Annotated in this window: 18 protein-coding genes and 3 pseudogenes; 13 read left to right on the top strand and 8 right to left on the bottom strand. The window is 68.4% G+C overall.

Features of this window, described 5'->3' with window-relative positions; genetic code table 11:
* Nucleotides 1-34: 34 nt before the first annotated feature.
* On the bottom strand, nt 35-433 hold the full coding sequence (locus IE271_RS35485) for an aromatic-ring hydroxylase C-terminal domain-containing protein (RefSeq protein ID WP_373308889.1): 399 nt from the start codon (nt 431-433) through the stop codon (nt 35-37).
* A gap of 106 nt (nt 434-539) precedes the next feature.
* On the opposite strand from IE271_RS35485, the pseudogene IE271_RS42670 reads away from it, so the two are divergent.
* Nucleotides 540-770, top strand: a pseudogene (locus IE271_RS42670) (transposase); the annotation flags it as partial.
* A 465-nt stretch (nt 771-1,235) separates the two neighbouring features.
* Here the strand turns inward: IE271_RS42670 and IE271_RS35480 are convergent.
* A pseudogene (locus IE271_RS35480) lies at nt 1,236-2,308 on the bottom strand (IS630 family transposase); the annotation flags it as partial.
* Nucleotides 2,309-2,383: 75 nt separating this feature from the next.
* Between IE271_RS35480 and IE271_RS35475 the strand changes: the two are divergent.
* A complete protein-coding gene (locus IE271_RS35475; RefSeq protein WP_190194591.1) occupies nt 2,384-2,521 on the top strand; it encodes a hypothetical protein in 138 nt (45 codons plus the stop codon).
* 92 nt (nt 2,522-2,613) lie between these two features.
* Here the strand turns inward: IE271_RS35475 and IE271_RS35470 are convergent, their stop codons facing one another.
* Nucleotides 2,614-3,186, bottom strand: a complete 573-nt coding sequence (locus tag IE271_RS35470; protein ID WP_229919784.1) for a CGNR zinc finger domain-containing protein — start codon at nt 3,184-3,186, stop codon at nt 2,614-2,616.
* Between the two features lie 150 nt (nt 3,187-3,336).
* On the opposite strand from IE271_RS35470, the gene IE271_RS35465 reads away from it, so the two are divergent.
* Nucleotides 3,337-4,233: an alpha/beta fold hydrolase gene (locus tag IE271_RS35465; RefSeq protein WP_229919783.1), complete on the top strand. Its 897-nt coding sequence runs from the start codon at nt 3,337-3,339 to the stop codon at nt 4,231-4,233.
* Nucleotides 4,234-5,118: 885 nt separating this feature from the next.
* The gene (locus tag IE271_RS35460) at nt 5,119-5,751 is read left to right on the top strand and encodes a TnsB C-terminal domain-containing protein (RefSeq protein ID WP_506005296.1); all 633 of its coding nucleotides are present in this window, start codon (nt 5,119-5,121) and stop codon (nt 5,749-5,751) included.
* 240 nt (nt 5,752-5,991) lie between these two features.
* Here the strand turns inward: IE271_RS35460 and IE271_RS35455 are convergent, their stop codons facing one another.
* The gene (locus tag IE271_RS35455; RefSeq protein WP_190194589.1) at nt 5,992-6,267 is read right to left on the bottom strand and encodes a hypothetical protein; all 276 of its coding nucleotides are present in this window, start codon (nt 6,265-6,267) and stop codon (nt 5,992-5,994) included.
* Nucleotides 6,268-6,463: 196 nt separating this feature from the next.
* Between IE271_RS35455 and IE271_RS35450 the strand changes: the two genes are divergently transcribed.
* Complete coding sequence (locus IE271_RS35450; protein ID WP_190194588.1) at nt 6,464-8,566, top strand: ATP-binding protein; 2,103 nt, start codon at nt 6,464-6,466, stop codon at nt 8,564-8,566.
* 213 nt (nt 8,567-8,779) lie between these two features.
* On the opposite strand, the gene IE271_RS35445 is transcribed toward IE271_RS35450, so the two are convergent.
* The gene (locus tag IE271_RS35445; protein WP_190194587.1) at nt 8,780-9,271 is read right to left on the bottom strand and encodes a transposase; all 492 of its coding nucleotides are present in this window, start codon (nt 9,269-9,271) and stop codon (nt 8,780-8,782) included.
* Nucleotides 9,272-10,412: 1,141 nt separating this feature from the next.
* On the opposite strand from IE271_RS35445, the gene IE271_RS35440 reads away from it, so the two are divergent.
* The 4 genes from IE271_RS35440 to IE271_RS35425 all read left to right on the top strand — a co-directional run bounded on the left by IE271_RS35440 (nt 10,413) and on the right by IE271_RS35425 (nt 13,724).
* Nucleotides 10,413-11,222 carry an MEDS domain-containing protein gene (locus tag IE271_RS35440; protein ID WP_190194586.1) on the top strand — a complete coding sequence of 270 codons (810 nt, stop codon included), beginning with the start codon at nt 10,413-10,415 and terminating at the stop codon, nt 11,220-11,222.
* The gene (locus IE271_RS35435) at nt 11,219-11,719 is read left to right on the top strand and encodes an ATP-binding protein (protein WP_190194585.1); all 501 of its coding nucleotides are present in this window, start codon (nt 11,219-11,221) and stop codon (nt 11,717-11,719) included. The genes IE271_RS35440 and IE271_RS35435 overlap by 4 nt, the downstream gene beginning before the upstream one ends.
* Nucleotides 11,720-12,978: 1,259 nt before the next feature.
* Nucleotides 12,979-13,248 (top strand): hypothetical protein, encoded by a 270-nt coding sequence (locus IE271_RS35430; protein WP_190194584.1) that lies wholly within the window; start codon nt 12,979-12,981, stop codon nt 13,246-13,248.
* Nucleotides 13,245-13,724, top strand: coding sequence for a transposase (locus IE271_RS35425; protein ID WP_229919781.1), 480 nt, complete (start codon nt 13,245-13,247; stop codon nt 13,722-13,724). Before IE271_RS35430 ends, IE271_RS35425 begins: the two co-directional genes overlap by 4 nt.
* A 100-nt stretch (nt 13,725-13,824) precedes the next feature.
* On the opposite strand, the gene IE271_RS35420 is transcribed toward IE271_RS35425, so the two are convergent.
* Nucleotides 13,825-14,220: a hypothetical protein gene (locus IE271_RS35420; protein ID WP_190194583.1), complete on the bottom strand. Its 396-nt coding sequence runs from the start codon at nt 14,218-14,220 to the stop codon at nt 13,825-13,827.
* Between the two features lie 405 nt (nt 14,221-14,625).
* Between IE271_RS35420 and IE271_RS35415 the strand changes: the two genes are divergently transcribed.
* Nucleotides 14,626-15,234: an SMI1/KNR4 family protein gene (locus IE271_RS35415; protein WP_190194582.1), complete on the top strand. Its 609-nt coding sequence runs from the start codon at nt 14,626-14,628 to the stop codon at nt 15,232-15,234.
* A 320-nt stretch (nt 15,235-15,554) separates the two neighbouring features.
* Here IE271_RS35415 and IE271_RS44095 read toward each other — a convergent pair.
* Nucleotides 15,555-15,758, bottom strand: a pseudogene (locus tag IE271_RS44095) (transposase); the annotation flags it as partial.
* Between IE271_RS44095 and IE271_RS35405 the strand changes: the two are divergent.
* A protein-coding gene (locus IE271_RS35405; RefSeq protein ID WP_190194581.1) for an IS5 family transposase occupies nt 15,729-16,531 on the top strand; the annotation gives its coding sequence in 2 pieces (ribosomal slippage) (nt 15,729-16,077 and nt 16,077-16,531; 804 coding nt in all). The pseudogene IE271_RS44095 and the gene IE271_RS35405 sit on opposite strands and share 30 nt — an antisense overlap.
* Nucleotides 16,532-16,704: 173 nt before the next feature.
* Here the strand turns inward: IE271_RS35405 and IE271_RS35400 are convergent.
* On the bottom strand, nt 16,705-17,106 hold the full coding sequence (locus IE271_RS35400) for a winged helix-turn-helix transcriptional regulator (RefSeq protein WP_190194580.1): 402 nt from the start codon (nt 17,104-17,106) through the stop codon (nt 16,705-16,707).
* 44 nt (nt 17,107-17,150) lie between these two features.
* On the opposite strand from IE271_RS35400, the gene IE271_RS35395 reads away from it, so the two are divergent.
* Both IE271_RS35395 and IE271_RS35390 read left to right on the top strand, forming a co-directional pair.
* Nucleotides 17,151-18,002 carry an enoyl-CoA hydratase/isomerase family protein gene (locus tag IE271_RS35395; RefSeq protein ID WP_190194579.1) on the top strand — a complete coding sequence of 284 codons (852 nt, stop codon included), beginning with the start codon at nt 17,151-17,153 and terminating at the stop codon, nt 18,000-18,002.
* 187 nt (nt 18,003-18,189) lie between these two features.
* A complete protein-coding gene (locus tag IE271_RS35390) occupies nt 18,190-19,104 on the top strand; it encodes an alpha/beta hydrolase fold domain-containing protein (RefSeq protein WP_190194578.1) in 915 nt (304 codons plus the stop codon).
* Nucleotides 19,105-19,207: the final 103 nt, after the last annotated feature.

The following is a 19,207-nucleotide window of genomic DNA, read 5'->3' as shown; positions in this document are numbered from 1 at the left end:
TACGGGTTGCATCGCTTATCTGGACGCCGAATTCCTAGCGAGCGAACCTGAGACGACTGTTAATACGGTGCTCAGGCCGGTTGGCCGGACCATGTGCCCAGCGCACGCACCAGCGTGGTGGCGTCGAGGTCCTGCCCGGTAGGCAAGGCCGGGCGACACAGCCGTCGGGTCGGATGAGCAACGCGTCGACGTCCACCCGGTCCGTGCGGGCGGTGACGGTGTTGACCCGTCCGGTCCACGCGGCCGCGGCGCCGCGGGCCTCCGCGCGGTCGACGAGGTCGAGCAGGGGCCCACGCCCCTCACGCAGCAGGTCTGCCGACCGGTTCACCGCGGTGACGACGTCCGGGTCGGGCCGCTCCAGTGTCAACTTCATGTCCGGGCACAGGGTGCCGACGAGCCGATGGTCGTCGCCCAGGTCGTACCGGGCGTCCATGCCGGCGAGCGGGTCGGCGACGTACCGGTGGGCGTCGTCGAGGTCCATCAGGTCGGAGAACACCTTCCACAGCGCCCTCGTCTGCGGGCCGGGTCGCATCAGGGCTCCTGTCGGGCTGGTGGGGCGGATCCGCAGCGACCGGGTGGTGCGGCTGCCGAGGTCCTCGATCAAGAAGTACGCCCTGGCCTGTCCCCAGGGCGGGCGACCGCCGAAGCACGGCAAGGAGTTCCGCTTCGCCAACCCCGAGACCTGGCCCGAGGCGGCGATCACCACCGTCACCGACACCACCAACTACGGCAAGGCCGAAGCCCAGGCGTGGGACCGGGTCCGCCCGAGGCCTGGCAGAGCGTGCCGGTCGGCCCATCGCGCCCGCGCCCGTTGCCATCGGTTCGGAGGCGGAGGCACTGTCGGCGGCGGGGGCGCAGGGGGTGCAGACACACGATCACGGTGGGGGACGTATCACCCGCTTGGCAGGCGAACGGCAGCCTCCACAATGGCACTTGGCATGACGTCTCTGTTGGAGCGCCGGGCCTCGGTGTACGCGTCGACGAGTGGAACGGTTGTCCTGCGCCACCGGACCTTGAAGAAGATCGCCACGCCAAGAGTCGCGGGCTGCCAGTGCTTGATCTGGCGCAACTCCGCCTGGAGAGAGCTGAAGTGTCTGCATCCTCCAGCGAGGACAGGAGTTCCGCCGCAGTCAAGAGAGCGAAGCCGAAACCGCCGAGGGCGGCGGCCCAGGAGGGTGGGTCGACGAACTCGGTCCGATAGACGAAGAGCCGCTCTGGTGTCCTGAGTCGGGGATTCGCTTCGGATATCCTGCGAGGCGTTCAAGGATCTCGTCCGCGGTCTTCGTCCAGACGAAGGGTTTCGGCTCTTCGTTCCAGGTCTTGATCCAGCTGCGGATGTCCCTCTCCAGGGACTGGACGTTCCTGTGGATACCGCGGCGTATCTGTTCGTCCGTCGGCAGCGCGAACCACCGCTCGGCCTGGTTGAGCCAGGAGGAGCTGGTGGGCGTGGAGTGCACATGGAAGCGGGGGTGTGCGGTCAGCCGTCGCTGGATGGCCGGGGTTTTGTGCGTCGAGGCGTTGTCGCAGATCAGATACACCTCCAGGCCGGCGGGTACCTCCTTGTCGATGCGGACGAGGAACTTCTTGAACTCCACGGCACGGTGCCGGCGGTGGATCTGGCCGATCACCTCGCCGGTAGCGGTGTTCAGCGCGGCGAACAGCGTGGTGACACCGCCGCGCAGGTGGTCGTGAGTACGGCGCTCGGGCATGCCCGGCATCATCGGCAGCACCGGAGCCGACCGGTCCAGCGCCTGGATCTGCGTCTTTTTCGTCCACACACAGCACCAGCGCATGCTCGGGCGGGGCGAGATACAGGCCGACCACATCGCGGACCTTCTCGATGAACTGCGGGTCCTTCGACAGCTTGAAGGTGTCCACCAGGTGCGGTTTGAGGCCGAAGGCCCGCCAGATACGTGTGATGGCCGACTGGGAGAGTCCCACTTCCTTGGCCATCGACCGTGTGGACCAGTGCGTGGCGTTCTTCGGCGTGGTCTCCAGTGTCTTGACGGCCACTTCTTCGACCTGGGCGTCGGTGATCTTCCGGGGGCCACCCGGGCGTGGCTCGTCGGTCAGGCCCTCAAGCCGGTCCCGCACGAAGCGGGCCCGCCACTTGCCCACCGTGTGCTCCTCGAATGCCGAGCAGGGCGGCAACGTCTCTGTTCGAAGCGCCGGTTGCGCACTCCAGCACGATCCGGCACCGCAGGGCCAGGGCCTGCGAAGAAGTCCGACGCCTGGCCCAGCGGCTCAACGTCTCACGCTCGTCATCGGTCAGCACCAGCTCGGTCTTCGGCCGTCCCGTCCTCGCCACCGGGCCATCATGCCGAACAACCGAGAACTTACGCAGCGAATCCCCGACTCAGGACACTAGAAGGAGAAGACGAGCATGAGCACCACCGAACAGGGCGGGCCCGAGCAGGCCCGCGACGAGCACACGGCGTGGACGCCCGACCGGATCGCCCAGGGCCTGCGTAACCAGGCCGAGACCGCGCCGTCGAAGGCGGCCGGCGAACTCGTGAGGTGAGGGGTCAGGCGGCGACGCTGGTGACAGGGCACCGCACACAGCGGATTCAAGGCACTCTGGTCATGGTTCCGCCTTGCGTTCACCGTGTGACGTCACTGGGCGCCTCGCACACGCATGGCGTCTTTCTTGGCCCGGTTGCCGCAGGTGCTCATTGAGCACCAGCGGCGGAACTTGCCGCGGGTGGTGTCGAGGAAGACCGCGACGCAGCCGGTCCCCGCGCACACTTTGATGGTGCCGACGCGGAGGCCGCCGAGCGTGTCGACCGCGTCGCCGGCCACGACCGCGAGAGCGGACCGTGCCGGCGACGAGCCGGGGAAGCGCCAGTTGACACCAGCGCCGTCGAGTACGCGGAACGCGTCGTTGCGGGCGGCCCAGTCGTTGATGCGATCCCGGTCCGCCTCGGCCATCTCCTGCGCATCCGCGACGGCCCGGGCCGCACGGTAGATCGACTCCCGCAGCTCGCGCGCCTCGCGCAGCAACTCCTCGTCCAACCCTGGCGGCCGCCCGCCCAGCCCTGCGTCGGCGAGCCACTCGGCCAGGTCCGACGGGCGGAGCAGCGAGTCCCTCGGTGTCGCCGTCTCGCGAGCCGTCACCGTCTTCGTGAACTGGAGACACAACGGCTGTGCCTCGGTGTCCGAGCGCCTGCCGCGTTCCCTCACTGCCACATTTCCTCCGTCCGCCACGAGAACCACACTATCCGGTTCACTCGGACTCCTGCTACCGTTCGAACCACTTAAAGTGGTTCAACTCTTTGGAGGGGCGCGATGACGCTTGTCCCAGCAGTGCCTGTGACCGGATTCGGCACCGTAACGGCGATGCCCGACCTGCCGACCGGGTTCGGCGAACGGTTCCAGAGCAACCGCTACGACCTGGGCGACATCTCCCTGCACGCCGTCTCGGGCGGTTCAGGGCCCGCGCTGCTGCTGGTGGGTGGCTGGCCGCAGTTCTGGTGGCAGTGGCGCAAGGTGATGCTCCCGCTCTCCGAGCACTTCACGGTGATCGCGGTCGATCCCCGCGGAGTGGGACGCTCCGACAAACCGGAGACGGGGTATGACAGCGTCACCGCGGCACAGGACCTCGCCCGGCTCATGACCGCCCTGGGCCACGAGGACTTCCGGCTGGTGGGCCACGACGTGGGCATGATGCTCGCCTACGCCCTGGCCAGCGATCACCCCTCGCGCGTCACCCAACTCGTGCTGGCCGAAGCTGCCCTGCCTGGCATCTCCGACGACCCGAGCGCCACGCCCCCGGCCACCCGCGCGGTCGAGGCCACCTGGCACTTCATGTTCAACCGACTGCCGGCGGTCAACGAGAAGCTCGTCGAGGGACGCGAGGACCTCTACTTCCGCGATCAGTTCGCCGCCAAGGGCGCCACACCCGACGCGATGCCCTCGGACGTCGTCGACGTCTACATCGAGGCGCTTCGCCGGTCCGGCGCGCTGCATGCCAGCTTCCAGTACTACCGGGCCCTGGACGTGACGATCACCCAGAACCAGGCGCGGACGCACGCCCCTCTGACGATGCCTGTGCTGGCGGTCGGGGGCGCCGCCTTCCGCGGAGCCGGCGTCGCGGGCGACGTACGCCGCGTCGCCAGCGATGTGAAGGAGCTCGTGATCGAGGGATGCGGGCACTATGTGCCTGAGGAGGCACCCGACGCCTTCGTCTCGGCGCTCCTGTCGTTCTTCACACCCGCAGGCTCAGCACTGGCCTGACGTACGAGGAATGCCGCCGCCCCCGCGCTGATTGCTCAAAGGCCCCTGACTTGCGCCCGCCGCAGAGGCGAGACCCTGCGCGCGGCCGAACGCAGCGCCCAGCACCGCCGTGCGAAATGGCAGTTACCGCTGATCGCGGCAGCCGCCGCCGTGCTCAGCACGGCCGTGGTGATGCTCGGTGGTGGTTCTTCAGTGGTTCGGTGTTTCGTTTTCAGTGGGTGTTGTGTCGTGTGACCTGGTGACGTGCCGGGATGTTGTGGGTGTGCTGAAGGGGTGGCGTCGTTTCGGTGCTGCGGAGTGCCGCTGATGTGGGCGTGTGTGTGGCGCTGAGTCCGTAGGCGTTCGAGGGGTGGGCTTGTCGTGGGCGTGGTGTTCTGGGTACTGGCGCATCGCTTTTGTTCCGCTGCGTGTTCGCCTGTCGGTGGTCCTGTCTTCAAGCGATGGTGACCGTGGAAGGGGGGTGTCACCGGGGTTCGTCTTCGTCGGTGTGGGTGTTCCAGGTGGCCAGGGGGGGGTCCCGGCCGCGGTGGTGATGGTGAGGATGTCGCAGCCCATGAGGCGGATGGCGGTGGACAGGCGCTGGTGAACCGCTTCGTGGTCGTGTGGTGGGTGGCTGACGCGAATTTGGTGGGGGTTGGCCATGTCGTAGGTCAGGTGCCAGTCGGTGTCGGTGGTTGCGAAGTGGTCCTGTCCTGACTGGCCGTCTTCTGTTCGCCAGGCTCCGCGGTCTGTGGCGGGGGCCAAGGAGTTACGGAGTAGGCGCAGGCGTTCGTGGTGGGGCAGGGGGCCTTCGGACAGACGGAGGCATCGGTGGGTGCGTGGGCGGAAGGAGTTGAACCAGGGGGCGAGGTCCGGCTCCATACCGCCGATGAGGCGGGAGCTTAGGTGTCGGGTGGTCCAGCCTTCGATGAATTCGGCCGTGCCCGTGGGGATGGTCTCGTACTCGCCGTCCCGGCTCCAGATCACGACGGGCTCAGCCTGGACGGGGCGGTGGTGTGTCCGTGGGTGACGTGGTTCATCGACGTCGCGTCGAAAGTGATCGTGGGGGTGGCGGTCACCCCGCATCAGCCGGCCCGGGACGCGGTCCTGGCCGCGCTGCGCACGGGGATCAGCCGGGCCGACCCCTACGGGCCGTTCGGGGGCCTGCCGGGCCGGGTGCGGGTGGACCGGGGCAAGGACTTCCTGCCCAAGGCGGTGTCGCGGGCTCTGGGCGGTTTCGCTGTCCGGGTAGATGATCTGCCGGCCTACAAGCCCTACCGCAAGGGCACGGTGGAGGCGCTGAACGGTGCCGTGGAGGAGATGCTGCTCGTCTCCCTGCCGGGGTACACGCGCCGCGCCCGGCCCGCGGAGGTGTACCGGCCCGATCCGGTGGAGGAGCTGCTGCCGTACGCCGACTTCGTGAAGGTGCTGCTGGACTGGGTGGCCTGGTGGAACACCGAGCACCGCCCGGCTGGCTGTGTCGGTTTCTCGCGGAGGCGTTCGTCGATGGCTTCGGGAGGCGTTTCAGCGGGTTGCTGAAGATCAGGATCGATGACTTCTGATGTCGCTCGTGTGTGCGGGGAGGTCGCTTCGCATGGGCGGGCTGCCGCGGGGTTCCTTGGCGCGCTGATCTTGGTGCTGGCGCCCGGCGCGGCGACCCGGTCTTGCCGCTGGGTGGTCTGTGGTCCACGCGATCGGTGTGGGTCCGGATCGGGTCGGCGGCGCTGGGGCCGGCTGCCGTTGTTGGTTGCCCGGCGTACCAGGCCCTGGCCACGGTGGTCAGGGCGGGGCCGGCTGGAGGAGGAGCAGGGTGAGGTCGTCGGCCTCGGCGGCGGTGTGGCGGAAGACGGCGAGGACGGCGGCGGCCAGTGGGGCGGCGGTGGGGCCGTGGCCCTTGACGTCGCCCAGGAGGAGGCGGGGCCCGACCGGCGTGGGGACGGCGGCGTGCACATCGCCCCCTTGCCGGGCACCGTCGGCGGGGTGGGCGCGCACGGCCAGGGCGAGATGTGCCTGGGCCATCCGTGCCGGCAGCGGCCGGGCGCGGTTCGCGCGCATCACAGTCTTCCCTCGGACGAACGCTGCCTTCCCGCCGTCGCGGGCGGGCAGGCAGCACTCTCTCACTGCCGGTGGCGGGCCGCGGGCCGAACGGCCGAAGCCCTGCGGGCGGGTGCGGCCCTCTGCTACCACCAAGGCCTCGCGGACGGAAAGCCGCAGCGGGAGAGGGGCGGTCGCGGTGGCAGGGGAGCGGCGGGTGGGAAACCTGCCGGAGGAGACGGGCCGGCTGGTCGGGCGGCGGGCAGAGCTGGCTCAGCTGGCCCGGCTGTGCGGGCGGTCCCGGCTGGTGACGGTGACCGGGGCCGGGGGCGTGGGCAAGACCCGGCTGGCCCGGCGGGTGGCGGCCGAGCTGCAGCCGTCGTTCGCGGACGGGGCGTGGTGGGTGGAGCTGTCGCCGCTGCGCGACGGGAGCGCGCTGCCGTATGCGGTCGCCGAGGCGCTGGCGCTGGCCGACCAGACGACCCGGCCGATGCGGAAGGTGGTCGCCGAACACCTGGCCGGCCGGGAGACCCTGCTCGTCTGGGACACCTGCGAGCACCTCGTCCAGGACTGCCGGGGGTTCGCGGCCTCGCTGCTCATCGCCGCACCGGGCCTGCGCATCCTGGCCACCAGCCGCCGCCCGCTCGCCCTGGCCGCCGAGGAGGTCTTCCCTCTCGTCCCGCTGCCCCTCCCCGGGATGGACGACGCTGCGGCCGACGCGCTGGTGCTGCTGGCCGACCGGGCCGCCGAGGCCGTGCCCGGCTTCGCCGTCACCGACGCCAACCGGACCGAACTGGCCGCCCTGTGCCGCCGCCTGGAAGGGCTGCCGCTGGCCCTGGAGCTGGCCGCGGCCCGCCTGCGGGAGATGCCTGTGGCCGAGCTGAACAAGCGGCTGGACGACCGCTACGCCGTCCTCGGCAACACCGAGACCGAGGACCTGGATGCCGATCCGCCCTGGCATCAGGCGCTGCGCACCGCGATCGGCTGGAGCCATCAGCTGTGCACCCCGGCCGAACGCCTGGCCTGGGCCCGGCTGTCGGTGTTCGCCGGGGGCTTCGACGCCGAGGCGGCGAGCGAAGTGCTGGCCGATAAGCACCTGCCGGCCCAGGACGTTCCCCGTCTCCTGGCCGCCCTGGTGCGGGACTCGATCCTTCAGTGGGTGCCCACCGGAGCCGGAAAGCGGTACCGGATGCTGGACACCCTCCGCGACTACGGCGCCTTCTGGCTGCGCGGTCTGGGCGAGGAGGAGGTGCTGCGCCGCCGCCATCGCGACCACTACCTGGCCCGGGCCCGGGCCGCCGATGCCGCCTGGATCGGGCCGGACCAGGTGGCCTGGTACGAGCGGACGGTCGCCGATCACGCCAACCTGCGGGTCGCGCTCGACCACTGCCTCGCCGAACGGGACGGGCACGCGGCGCTGGAGCTGGCCGGGGCGCTGTGGTTCTTCTGGTACGCCTGCGGCTTCGCCCAGGAGGGCCGCCATTACCTGGACCGGGCCCTGGCCCTGGACACCGCTGCCGGACCGGCCCGCGCCAAGGCCCTGTGGACCTGCGGTCACACCGCCATCAACCTGGGCGACACCGCGACCAGCCTCCGCCTCGCCGACGACTTCCGGGCGGCCGTGGCCGGGGAAGCCGACGCCAGCGCCGGGTGCGCCGCCGCCTATCTGGAGGGCGCCGCTCTCGCGGTGCACGGCCGGCCGGCGCAGGCGGCCGAGGTGCTCGACGCGGTGCCGCACACCCGGCCGGCCGGCGGGCGGTACGACGCGGCGTGGTTCCTCCTGCGGGCCACCCGGGCCTTCGTCCACGTCCTCTTCGGGCAGTTCGCCGACGCCCTGGCCGTAGCCGAGGAGCTGTGTGCCGAGTGCGCCCGGCGCGGCGAGACCTGGATGCGCGCCTGGGGCGACTACCTGCGCGCCCTCGCCGCACTCGGGCTGGGACGGGCGGAGGAAGCCGCGGCCCATGCCCGCACCGCCCTGGACGGCAAACACCGCCTGCACGACAGCGTCGGCATCGCCATGACCCTCGACGTGCTCGCCTCCGCAGCCGTCGCCTCCGGCCATACCGAACAGGCCGCCCGCCTCCTCGGCCTCGCCGAGCAGATCTGGCACACCCTCGGCACTCCGCAGATGGGCTCACCCGAACTCGTCACCGCCCGCACCGCGTGCGAGGACACCGCCCGCCGCCTCCTCGGCAACGACGCCTACCAGACCGCCTTCCACGCCGGATACGACACCGCCCCGAACACCGGCATCGCCGAGGCCCTCACCCCGCCCGGCACCTCCCCGCACGCCCCCGTACAACCCGGCCCCACCGGCTAACCACCCGCCCCTCCCCACCCGCCGACCAACGGCGCGCACCGATACAGCCGGGAGAAGCACAAGGAACGCCCCAGCGCAAGGCCCTGACTGCCGTCAAAACCGAATGACACCGTCAAATCCGGTCACCAGGCGCCTCCCGCAGTTATCGACAAAGGGACTGTAAATCGTTCGGCTCTTAAGATTTTCGTAGGCATTGGTCGTCCGGGCCGGGCTTCAGTTGAGCAGGACGATCCGGCGCAGGAGGCGGTGGCCGGCGCGGCCGTACATCAGACGCTTGAGTAACTTGATCTTTGTGTTGGCTCCTTCGGTCCGGCCGTTGTGCCAGGGCAGGGTGAGGGCGGCATCGACTGCGGCGCGGTCGCGCTCCAGTCCGGTGGCGAAGGAGTGCAGAAACGGCAGGTCAGCACCGCGAGTCCGGTTGATCCAGGCCGTCAGCTTCCCGGCGTTGTCCTCGTGCGGAGCCGGCAGCTCGGCGAAGGTACGGAGCTGGTCGGCCGGCACGGTCGTCTCGGGGCAGGCTCCGGTGAGCCGGTCACGCAGGGCGCGCTGGTCCTGGTCGAGGTGGTCGGGGCGGCGGGTGAGCAGGCCGGTGGCCTTGCGGGGTGACAGGGCGGCGTGGTCGGCCTCGACGCGTCCTTGGTCGATGGAGCGGACCAGGAGGCTGGCGCTGTCGGTGCAGCCCTGTTCCCGGATCTCCGCCAGCATATGGGTGACAAGGACGGCCGGGTCCGCGGTGCGGTGGCTGCGCAGATGGTCGCGGTAGGGGTCGGCCGGGCAGGCCCGGTGGACGGGGCGCGGACCATGCGGTCCGGCTCGCTGTGGCGGGCGTAGCGCTTGACGGTGTTGAGCGACACGCCCAGACGGCGGGCGCACGCGAGCAGGCCGACGCCCTGGTCGAGGAGGTCGTGGACCTGTCGCCGGTGTTCGCGGGTGGTGGTCGATCTGCCCTGGCTACTCGCCGGGTTCGACCGGCTGGACCTGGACGTCGGCCGTGCCCTGCGTGACCACAAGCGACAGACTCATGGAGGACAAGGTTTCTCCACTGACCAGCTGAACTTGGTAGGACACCTCCAGCACGCCACCCGCGGAACACGACCCTGCCGACCACGGCACCCCAACCGCCCCGCTCGGTACGCCCCGACCCCCTCCACCGGATACCTCAGCGCAGGTCACCGGGCCTGTGCTGCGCGCAGAAGACAGGAGAGGAGCGCGCAATTCCTACGCCCCGTGCGGGCCGTGAAGGCCCCTGACGGGCCGGGGCCGTGGTCTGGTTGCGTTAGCTGTTGCGATACTTGGTTGCGATAGCTCTTACGACAGCTGTTGCACCTCACGTCCGCCCGCCCCACGCGTTTTCGCAGGTCAGACTGCCTTTTTCGCGTGGTCTGCAGGTCTGACATCCCCCTGGGCACCCCCTCGCCACCGCCCCACCCGCAGAAAAAAGGGCGGGCGGGACCGTGGCGAGCGGCTGCCCAGGGGGGTCGGGGCGCGAGAGGGGCCTTCTGGCGCGTCGGCGAAGCCTCCGCGCGCTGGGCGGAGGGGCGGCTGGCCTCCGCCGCATGGTCGGCAGCCGCTCGGAGCGCAGGAAGGGGTGTGTGCGTCATGCGGGAGCTGACTTCTTCTTGCGGACGGGCGCGCTTCCCGGCAACCATGCCGAACAGTTACGAAGGGCGCTGCGCCGTGGGAAGCATCTCCCGCACCGGTTCGGGCCCGTATGCCGGCGAACCAGGCACTTGTGGTCGCCGTGGCCTTGACGCGGTGGGGCGGCTCTAGATTTGGGGGTATGGACGCCAGCGCTTTCGCCCGGCCGGTCTCGGCTCTGCGCGTATCCGGCGGGGATCATGCCTGTTTGATGTTCGACGATCAGGCATGTCGTTGGCAGGTGCGGGCCGCCTACGTGGAGCAGGGGCTGGCGCGCGGCGAGCAGGTGGTGCTGTACACCGACCCGGCCACCACAGTTTACGACGTTATGGCGCGGTTCACCGAGTGCGGGCCGGCCGTCGATTCGGCGCTCGCGGCCGGGCAGCTGCTCGTGTGCACGGAGATCGCCGGGTTCGACCCGCGGCGCGGCCTGGATCCCGACGCCCGCATCCGGTTCTGGCTGGAGCCGACGACAAGGGCCAGGACACAGGGCTTCACAGGGGTACGCATCATGGCCGACATGGGATGGGCCGCTGGTCCTGGTGTCGATCACGACGTGCTGGTGGAGTACGAGAGCCGGCTGTCGGCGGTGCTCGCCGACATCAACCTCACCGCCGTGTGCGAGTACGACCAGCGCCTCTTCGACGAACACCTGCTGCAGCGCATCGGCCGGGCTCATTCCAAGAAGGTGCTGTCCCGCCTGGACGCGCTGGAGTTCACCCGGGTCGGCACCCAGCTGTGGGCCGCCGGCGAGGCCGACCTCACCACGCGCGACGCCTTCGACACCACCCTGGCCGACGCCCTGACCGGCCTGGACCGCATCACCGTTCTGGACCTGTGCGAGCTGTGCTTCATGGACGGCCACAGCGCCCGCACGATCGTACGGCTCGCCCACCGACGGCCCGCCAGCCAGCTCCTGACCATCCGCTGCCTGCCGATACACAACCAGCTGCTGCGGTTGAGCAACGCCTCGGCAATACCGCACCTAGTGGTACAAGAGGAGTGCTTCGTACCGTGATCCCTGACCGCAACCATGATCCCGGCATCGGGGAAAGCCCCAGCTCCGCACAAGAGCACAACAGCACCACCGCACAAAAAAAGCACGTCAACGGCGCTACTGCCCCCCGGGCGGACCACATGGTCCTCAAAACCTTCTTCGCAGCCTCCGACCTCGCAAAGCTGCGACGCCAAGTCGCCCGCCACGCCCGGACAGCCGGCCTGTGCCCTGCCCGGCTCGACGAGTTCGTGCTGGCGGTGAACGAGATCGCCACCAACGCCGTCGTGCACGGCGGCGGCCGAGGCCACCTCGAACTGAACCGGACAGATGCCGCACTGCGCTGCACCATCGTCGACCAGGGCCCCGGGCTGGCCCACCCGGATCCGTGCGCACCCCACCCGCCGGGCGAAGAAGAGGGCGGTCGTGGACTGCAACTCGCCCGGGCGTTCGTGGACGATCTCACCCTCACGAACGGCGCGGCCGGAACCACGGTCACACTGATCGTCCTGCTCGACTGACGGCACCGCGAACCAAGCCCAGCCAGAACACGTACCGACTGAGCGTGCACCTTCCCGGCGGGAAAACCGCAAGAAAGCAAGAAACACCTGATACACCCGCTTCGCGCTGGTGCAGCCCTATGGGAGGTGCCCGTGGGATTGACCGGCACGGGCACGCAACCAGCCGCTCGCCCACGTCCCGGCTGCAGCCCCAATAGCGCCGACTCCATCGGAGCTCTCCCGGTGAGCGAAGAATCTGGTAACGAAGAGGCAGGCTCGCCACCGGATCTCGCCCACCGTCCCCGGGGGAAGGAGGAGGACCTTCCTTCCACTTCCATAATGCCACCCCACAGCAAGCGTAAAGGTGGCACAAGCGGCCTATACGATAGGGCCGAAAGTCCCTATCCGAGCCACGATCCGAAGGCTGACACCCATAATTCTGAGCGGACCGCCGACACCAGCCAGCCGCTATGCCAAGGACCGGAAGACGCATTTCGCGACCACGATCGCCGGGCACACGAGCACAACAACCACGGCCCTGGCCACCGGCAGCTGATCACGTCTGCAGTGCCGTGCGCAGGAGATATCCGGGGGCGGGACCCCTGCGCACGGCGGGGGCGAACGCACCGCACGCCCGGCCCCCAACTGGGCAGTCCTGGCGGGAGGCGTCCGCATACCTCCTGACGGACGTGCAGCCAGCCCACCGCTCCCGGCCACAGCCGCAATGGTGTCGACTCCATCGCGGCCCTCCCGGCGGCGAGGATACCGGCGGTCGAAGATGTCAGGCTCACCGCTGGAATGCACCTCACCATCCAGGGAAGGAGAAGGGGAACTGTCTTACTCCTTCCACTTCCATGATTCCACTCCCACAGCATGGCGAAGCACTCCAACCGTCCTCTTCAATAGGGCCAGAAGACCTCATTCGGTTGAACCATCGCCGACCGCATAAAAGAAAATAGCACGCCTGTGAATCTGCGTACATTTCACTAGTGGGCGTAATGCGTTCTTCACTGTTGAACGTGATGTTCAGCACTGATTTTTCAGTGGTTCGGCGTTTTGTTCACAGTGCGTTTGGCCTAGCGGTTTGTTGAGGGTGCTGAAGACGGGGCGCCGAGGTCGTACTGAAAGGCTGGCGCTGAGTGTCGGTGAAAGGTGAGAGACAGATGTGTAGGGCCTGCCCGCAGGGAGGAGCAGATCCCTCATGTCCGCCCTCCGCCTCTCGGCGCTGCCGTCATCGCGGCATCCCCGTGCCCGGTACCGGCCGTTGCGAGGAGTGCCGGGTGCGGCACCGCTCCTCGGAGGCATGCTTCCCACCCGCCGCTCGCGCTGCCCTGCTGGGTCGGATCGTCAGCGGCGAGCACATCAGCGACGTCTGCGTCGACCTCGGCATCAGCGTCAACCGCGCCCGTAGCTACGGCCGCCACGCACCCGCCTGGGGCCGCGCCCTGGCCCTGAGGGCGGGCTGCGACCCCGACCTCGAGCACGGCACCGCGAGGGCCTACCGCTGCCGCTGCCCCCACTGCTGGGCCGCCAAGGCCGCCCGCCGTTGAACTTGCGCAGCGGCATCCGCGCGTACCTCGGGATGGCCGCCGCGCTGGGCTATCACGCCGCCGACCCCGAACGCGGCCCGCGGCTGTGTTTCCACCTCAAGCCGGGCAGCTACGACACCACTTCCCTGATCGAGGTGCTGGAACAGATCAAGACCTTCTACGCCGGTGAGCCGGTGGTGTTGGTATGGGACGGGCTGTCCGCCCACTGGAGCCGGGGCATGCGGGCCTGGGTGGCCGAGCAGGACTGGCTCACCCTCGAGCGGCTGCCGGCCTATGCACCCGAACTCAACCCGGTTGAACTGCTGTGGTCGGCCATCAGAACCCGCGAGCTCGCCAACCTCGCCGGCGACCACCTCGCCGATGTCGCTGACGCAGCCGAACGCGGCATTCACCGAGTCTGCTCCAGCGAGCAACTCCCATGGTCCTTCCTCACCCACACCGGCCTGACCATTCATCCCCAAGCACCACAGAACTAACGAAAAACTCAGTAAGGCTTGTCCCGCAACACCTGGACGCAGTTGAGATGATTCGGCATTGCCTGCCTACACGACCTGCTCCTCGCGGATGCGGATCAGCTCAGGGCTCGACGGAGTCCTTCGTGCTGGGCCTCGGAGAGCGTTTGACACCGCTGCACGCCAAGAGCTCAGTCCCGGTGGCGTCGAAGTACAGAGTGAAGAACCAGGACCGGTCTGCTGCGAGGATGCTCCCAGTGCACAGTTGCTCGCCGCGGTGCCGCGCGAGGATCTCAACGGCCTCGTCGAGGCCGATGGTCTTCGGCAGGCCACGCTTCAACGACCGCCTCAGTCTCGTTGCGGCGATGCCGTAAACCATCCAGTGGGGCGCCGCCCTGTCCCAGACCTGTACCTCACCGCCGCTGGCGATGGCGTCGCGTGCTGCCTTGCACGCGCTCGTCTGGTCGGTGAGCATCGCGGCGATGTCGGGGTGACCGGGGAGCTCGTCCTCTGTGGCCATGCGTTGACTGTAGAGACCGAGTTCGGGCGTTGCTACAGGATTCGGCTTGGCCTGCGCGGGGCGGGAGACAGAGGATCACGATGTTGTGCCGGGCATCATGAACCGATCTTGTGGTGGCTGGTGTGATCACGACGTCAGAGGGCCGTGTCCCCTCATGTGGTGTACCAGCGATCAAGCACAGAGCTGCAGGTCGCACTGGCAATCAGAGGTATCCGCAGTCAGCACGGCCCGACGGGCCGTCAGCCTGTCTCGTCGGCACAGATGATCGGCGACTCATGCCGAGGGGCAAGCACTGAAGCCGCTCCTGCGAAGATCGCTGCTACACCACGCCGCAGGACACCATCCATTGGTGACACCCCTGCCGGTGAGCAGGTAGTTTGCGGGAGGACAGAGAGAAGAGTTCGCATGGACTCCCGAATCGCCCGCATCCGACGCAAGCTCGCCAAGGTGCCCTATGCCGCGCTGCGAAGCTACTCCTTCGGTGAAGAGAAGCACGGATTCCGCCTCAAGCCCCCATTGCCGGACGCGAAGGTCGCCGAGTTCGAGGCCGACCACCACATCGAACTGCCCGATCCTTACCGCAGATTCCTGACCACACTGGGCGGGGGCGGAGCATCGCCGTTCTGCGGCCTGCTGTCGTTGCAGTCATGCCGACTGTTCACGATGGACCCCCGAGGCGAGTCCGGCCGCCCTCGGGGGTTCACGTTTTCCGGCGGCCCGCCTTACCGAAGTGACCTTTTCCTGCACATCATCGAGGCAGGGTGCACCGACCTGGTGCTTCTCGGCATCACAGGTCCCCTGGCCGGCCGCGTCGTCACCGGAAACGCCGACGGCTTCTGGGGCCCCAACGTCTCGTCGGCCACCGACTTCCTGGCCTGGTACGAACGCTGGCTCGACCACATGCTCAGCGGCCGCGACAACCGCGACCTGAAACTGACCTCACCCGCCCTGCGAGCGCCGGTCGACCGCATCCTGAGGCAGCACCGCGATCGCGAGGATCTGTCACGACCCTGAGAATCCGGAGCTGTGTCATCCGTTTGAGAACGGCTCCAAGCAGCTGGTCACGTGGTCATTCGCATGACATCGGGGTTGAGAACCTACACGCCCGCACCGCCCCCGAGAAAGCCGCTGAGCGCCCCTCTCGCCGACGATCACCGCTCCGGCGGGGAAACCCCCCCGCCGAATGATCCGTAAGGCGCTCAGCGGCCCGCACAGGCGATCAAGGAAGGAAAGCCCCGCATGGGCGTCACCGCAGACGGCCTCGAACGCGCCATAGCAGCAAGCGGCCACCCGCCTCATCCCGAAGCCGGCCGGCACGCAGATTCGCGACGAAGGAATCCGTAGACGGCCTGGTGGGGTGGGAAGTCGTGCGGCAGACAGGGCCAGGGCACGCCGGTGCGGTCCACGTAGTACAGGACGGCGTTCATGACATGGCACAGGTCATGTTCGGGCGGCTGAAGCCCGCACTTAGACGTCGTCTCATTTGGGTTGCTCGGTAATCTGGTGCTATGGGGATCGTCGAGCGCTTGGTTCCGGATGAGCTGTGGGAGTTGTTCCAGCGGGTGGTGCCACCGGCTCCGACTCGGCCGCAGGGTGGCGGCCGGCGCCGGTACGGGGACCGGGAGGTCCTGGCGGCGATCGTGTTCGTGGCGGCCTCGGGCTGTACCTGGCGGCAGCTTCCGCCGTCGTTCGGCCCTTCCGGTCCGACGGCCCACCGGCGGTTCACCGAGTGGACCAAGGCCCGGGTGCGGGCCAAGCTGCACCGCCTGGTGCTGGACGAGCTCGGCGCGCACGGCAAGCTGGACTGGTCGCGCTGCGCGATCGACTCGGTGACCGTGCGGGCCATGAAAGGGGGGACCTGACGGGGCCGAATCCTGTGGATCGAGGCGAGAAAGGCTCGAAGATCCACTTGATCACGGATCGGGCCGGCCTGCCCCTCTCGGTCGGGATCTCCGGCGCCGACCTCCATGACAGCCAGGCAGTGGAGCCGCTCGTGCGCGGCATCCCGCCCGTCCGCTCCCGCCGCGGCCCGCGCCGGCGCAAGCCCGCCAAGCTCCACCGCGACAAGGGATACGACTACGCCCACCTGCGGAAACGGCTCCGCGCGCGCGGCATCCGGCACCGCATCGCCCGCAAGGGCATCGAGTCCTCTCAGCGGCTGGGGCGCCACCGCTGGACCATCGAGCGCACCATGGCCCGGCTCGCCGGCTGCCGCCGCCTGCACCGCCGCTACGAACGCAAGGCGGAGCACTTCCTGGCCTTCACCAGCATCGCCTGCACCCTCATCTGCCACCGCCGCCTCGCCACATGAGATGACCTCTTAACCGGTGGTGGCAGGCCTGGACGGACAAGGACCCGCCCTCGGAGCTGCAAGCACTGATCGACGCGGTAACCGCCGGACACGGCCTTGACCTCTACTGCCGAACCTAACGAACTACCGGTAGCGACACGGGTGGCGCTGGAGGTAGCGAACCGAACCGCAAGCTAAAGGTTGTCAGAGTCTTGGTCGTACGCATCCCTGTGTTGTTCCACTTCGGCGAGGTGATCGGCCGTCCATGCAAGAAGGGTCAAGAATGGCTTATCGAGAGTGCGCCCGAGCGGTGTGATGCGGTACTCCACGGCAATGGGACGTTGCTTTAGCACCTGACGTTCGACGAGGCCGTTGCGTTCTAGGCGGCGCAGCGCCTGCGTCAAAGACTTCTGCGTGATCCCATCAAGTTCTCGCTTGAGCTCGTTGAAGCGTCGCGGCTGCTGACACAGCGACGTCAGTAGCAGCTGACCCCATTTATCGAGGAGCTGATCCAGGAGCTCACGCTGCGGACCAACGATGCTGCCCGGGGCGGCCTGGTCTCCAGGGGTACCAGGTTTCGTTGAAGTGCCTGTCATGCACCAGGTATACCAGAAATACCACCCCTGATTAAAGGAAAACCATGCCTGAGCAGTCCCTGACCACCCTCCACCTGAAGCGCCAGGGCGGCGTGCTGTGGGTCTCGATCGATGTCCCGCCCGTCAACCTCATGACGGCCCAGCTCCTCCTCGACCTGGACGCCGTTGCTGCATCGGCCGAGAACGATCCCGACCTGCACGTCATCGTCGTCCAGAGCGCCAACCCGGAGTTCTTCATGGCACACGGCGACCTGACATTCGTCGAGAACCCTGAGACGTACGCTGCCCTGCCGATCGCGGAGGAGACGCTCGTCGGAACCGGCCCGATGATGCGGCTCCACGAACGCTGGCGGCGTCTGCCCCAGACCACCATCGCGAAGGTCGCAGGACTTGCCCGAGGCGGCGGCCCCGAGATGATCTCCAGCCTGGACCTCCGCTTCGCAGCGCTCGAGACCGCCGCATTCGGCCAGTTTGAGACCCTTACGGGCATCGTCCCCGGCGCTGGCGCAACTGCTCACCTGCCCCGTCTCGTGGGTCGCGCTCGCGCCCTCGAGATCGTGCTCACAGGCGGCCTCATCGACGCCGCGACCGCCGAGCGCTGGGGATGGGTGAACCGAGCCTTGCCCGCCGCGGAGCTGGACGCTTACGTCGACTGGGTCGCACTGACCATCGCCAACCTGCCCGAAGGTGTCCGCGTCGCAGCTACCAAGGCGATCGACGCTGCCGACGGCCCACTCGAGGATGCACTGCGCGCGGAGGACCGCTACCTCGGGGAAACATTCACCCCTGCCTCCGGGGAACTCGCTAAGGCAGCACTTGCGGCTGGCGCTCACACGCGCGAGGTCGAGCTCAATCTCGAAGAGGTCCTGCGGGCAAACCTCGCCCGGAATTCCTGAACTTTCGCTCTGTGGTGAATGGAGTGAAGAAGTCGATGCCTTTCGAGTTCGACGCATTGCGGGCCATTCAGCCGCTCGGGGCACCGCATGCGGCGGGAGGCATGACCTGGGCATACTTCGGGCTCTGCTTCGACATTAATTTATTGGGCGCGCCCCGGCCGCGACCCAGGTCTTGAGGAGAACACCAATGACCGATTATCGTCTCGACGATCAGCTCGCGCAGGCGCTAGCGCAACTCCCTCCGGAGTTTTTGAGCATGCCCGATCCTCCCGCGAACGATGTGCGGGCACTACGCGATCGAATCAATTACCAGTACACCGAAATGGGTAGGCTCGCGCCGCCCGTCCCGGCCGGTGTCGATCGAGAGGACGTCTCCATCCCCGTCGGCGGTGACGTCTCGCTCGAGGCCCGTTGGTACAGCAAGGGTGGCGCCCGTCCCGGCTCCGCCGTCGTCTACGCTCACGGAGGCGGTCAGGTGGCCGGCACCCTCGATCACTACGATCGCAGGATGCGCGTCTATGTGGCCGAGACGTCCGTCCCCATCTTGTCGGTCGGCTACCGCGTGGCCCCCGAGGGAAAAGGCCAGCAGCTCAGCGAGGACGTTTTCGCTGGGGTGTTGTGGCTGCTTGAGGAAGCAGACCGACTGGCGGTGGATCCTACGCGCATCGCCGTGATGGGTGACAGCGGGGGCGGGGGGCTCGCGGCGTCGGCCGCCGTCCTGGCGAGGGACCGTGGAATCACGATCGCCCAGCAGATACTGCTGTACCCCATGCTCGACGACAGGGTCACGGTCGCCAGCTCGGCCCTCGACCCCTTCCTCGCATGGACCGCTGGCATGAACGCGACCTCCTGGAACGCCCGCGCCGATGGTCCGGCCTCGGAGACGACCTCTCCCGCGCGGTTGAGCGACGCCCGTGGTCTGGCGGCCGCCTACATCGAGGTGGGCGATCTCGATCTCCTGCGGAACGAGAGCCTCGCCTACGCGCAGAAGCTGGCGGCCGCCGACGTCCCGCTCGAGCTCCATGTTCATCCCGGCACGCCCCATGCCTACCGGTGGTTTGTTAATCCGGGCAGTAGAGGTCAAGAGGTCTGCCAGTGGTGACGGCGTCGATGAGGTTCTGGAGTTCGGTGGGCGGGGGCTTCACTGTCCAGGCGCGCCAGTAGCGTTGCAGCATGGCCCAGGGCGTCAGCCAGCCACGAACGGC

It is taken from the genome of Streptomyces minutiscleroticus, assembly GCF_014650875.1.
Classification (GTDB): domain Bacteria; phylum Actinomycetota; class Actinomycetes; order Streptomycetales; family Streptomycetaceae; genus Streptomyces; species Streptomyces minutiscleroticus.
The sequence above is the reverse complement of the archived record's forward strand: the minus strand, read 5'-3'. Positions and strand labels throughout refer to the sequence as shown.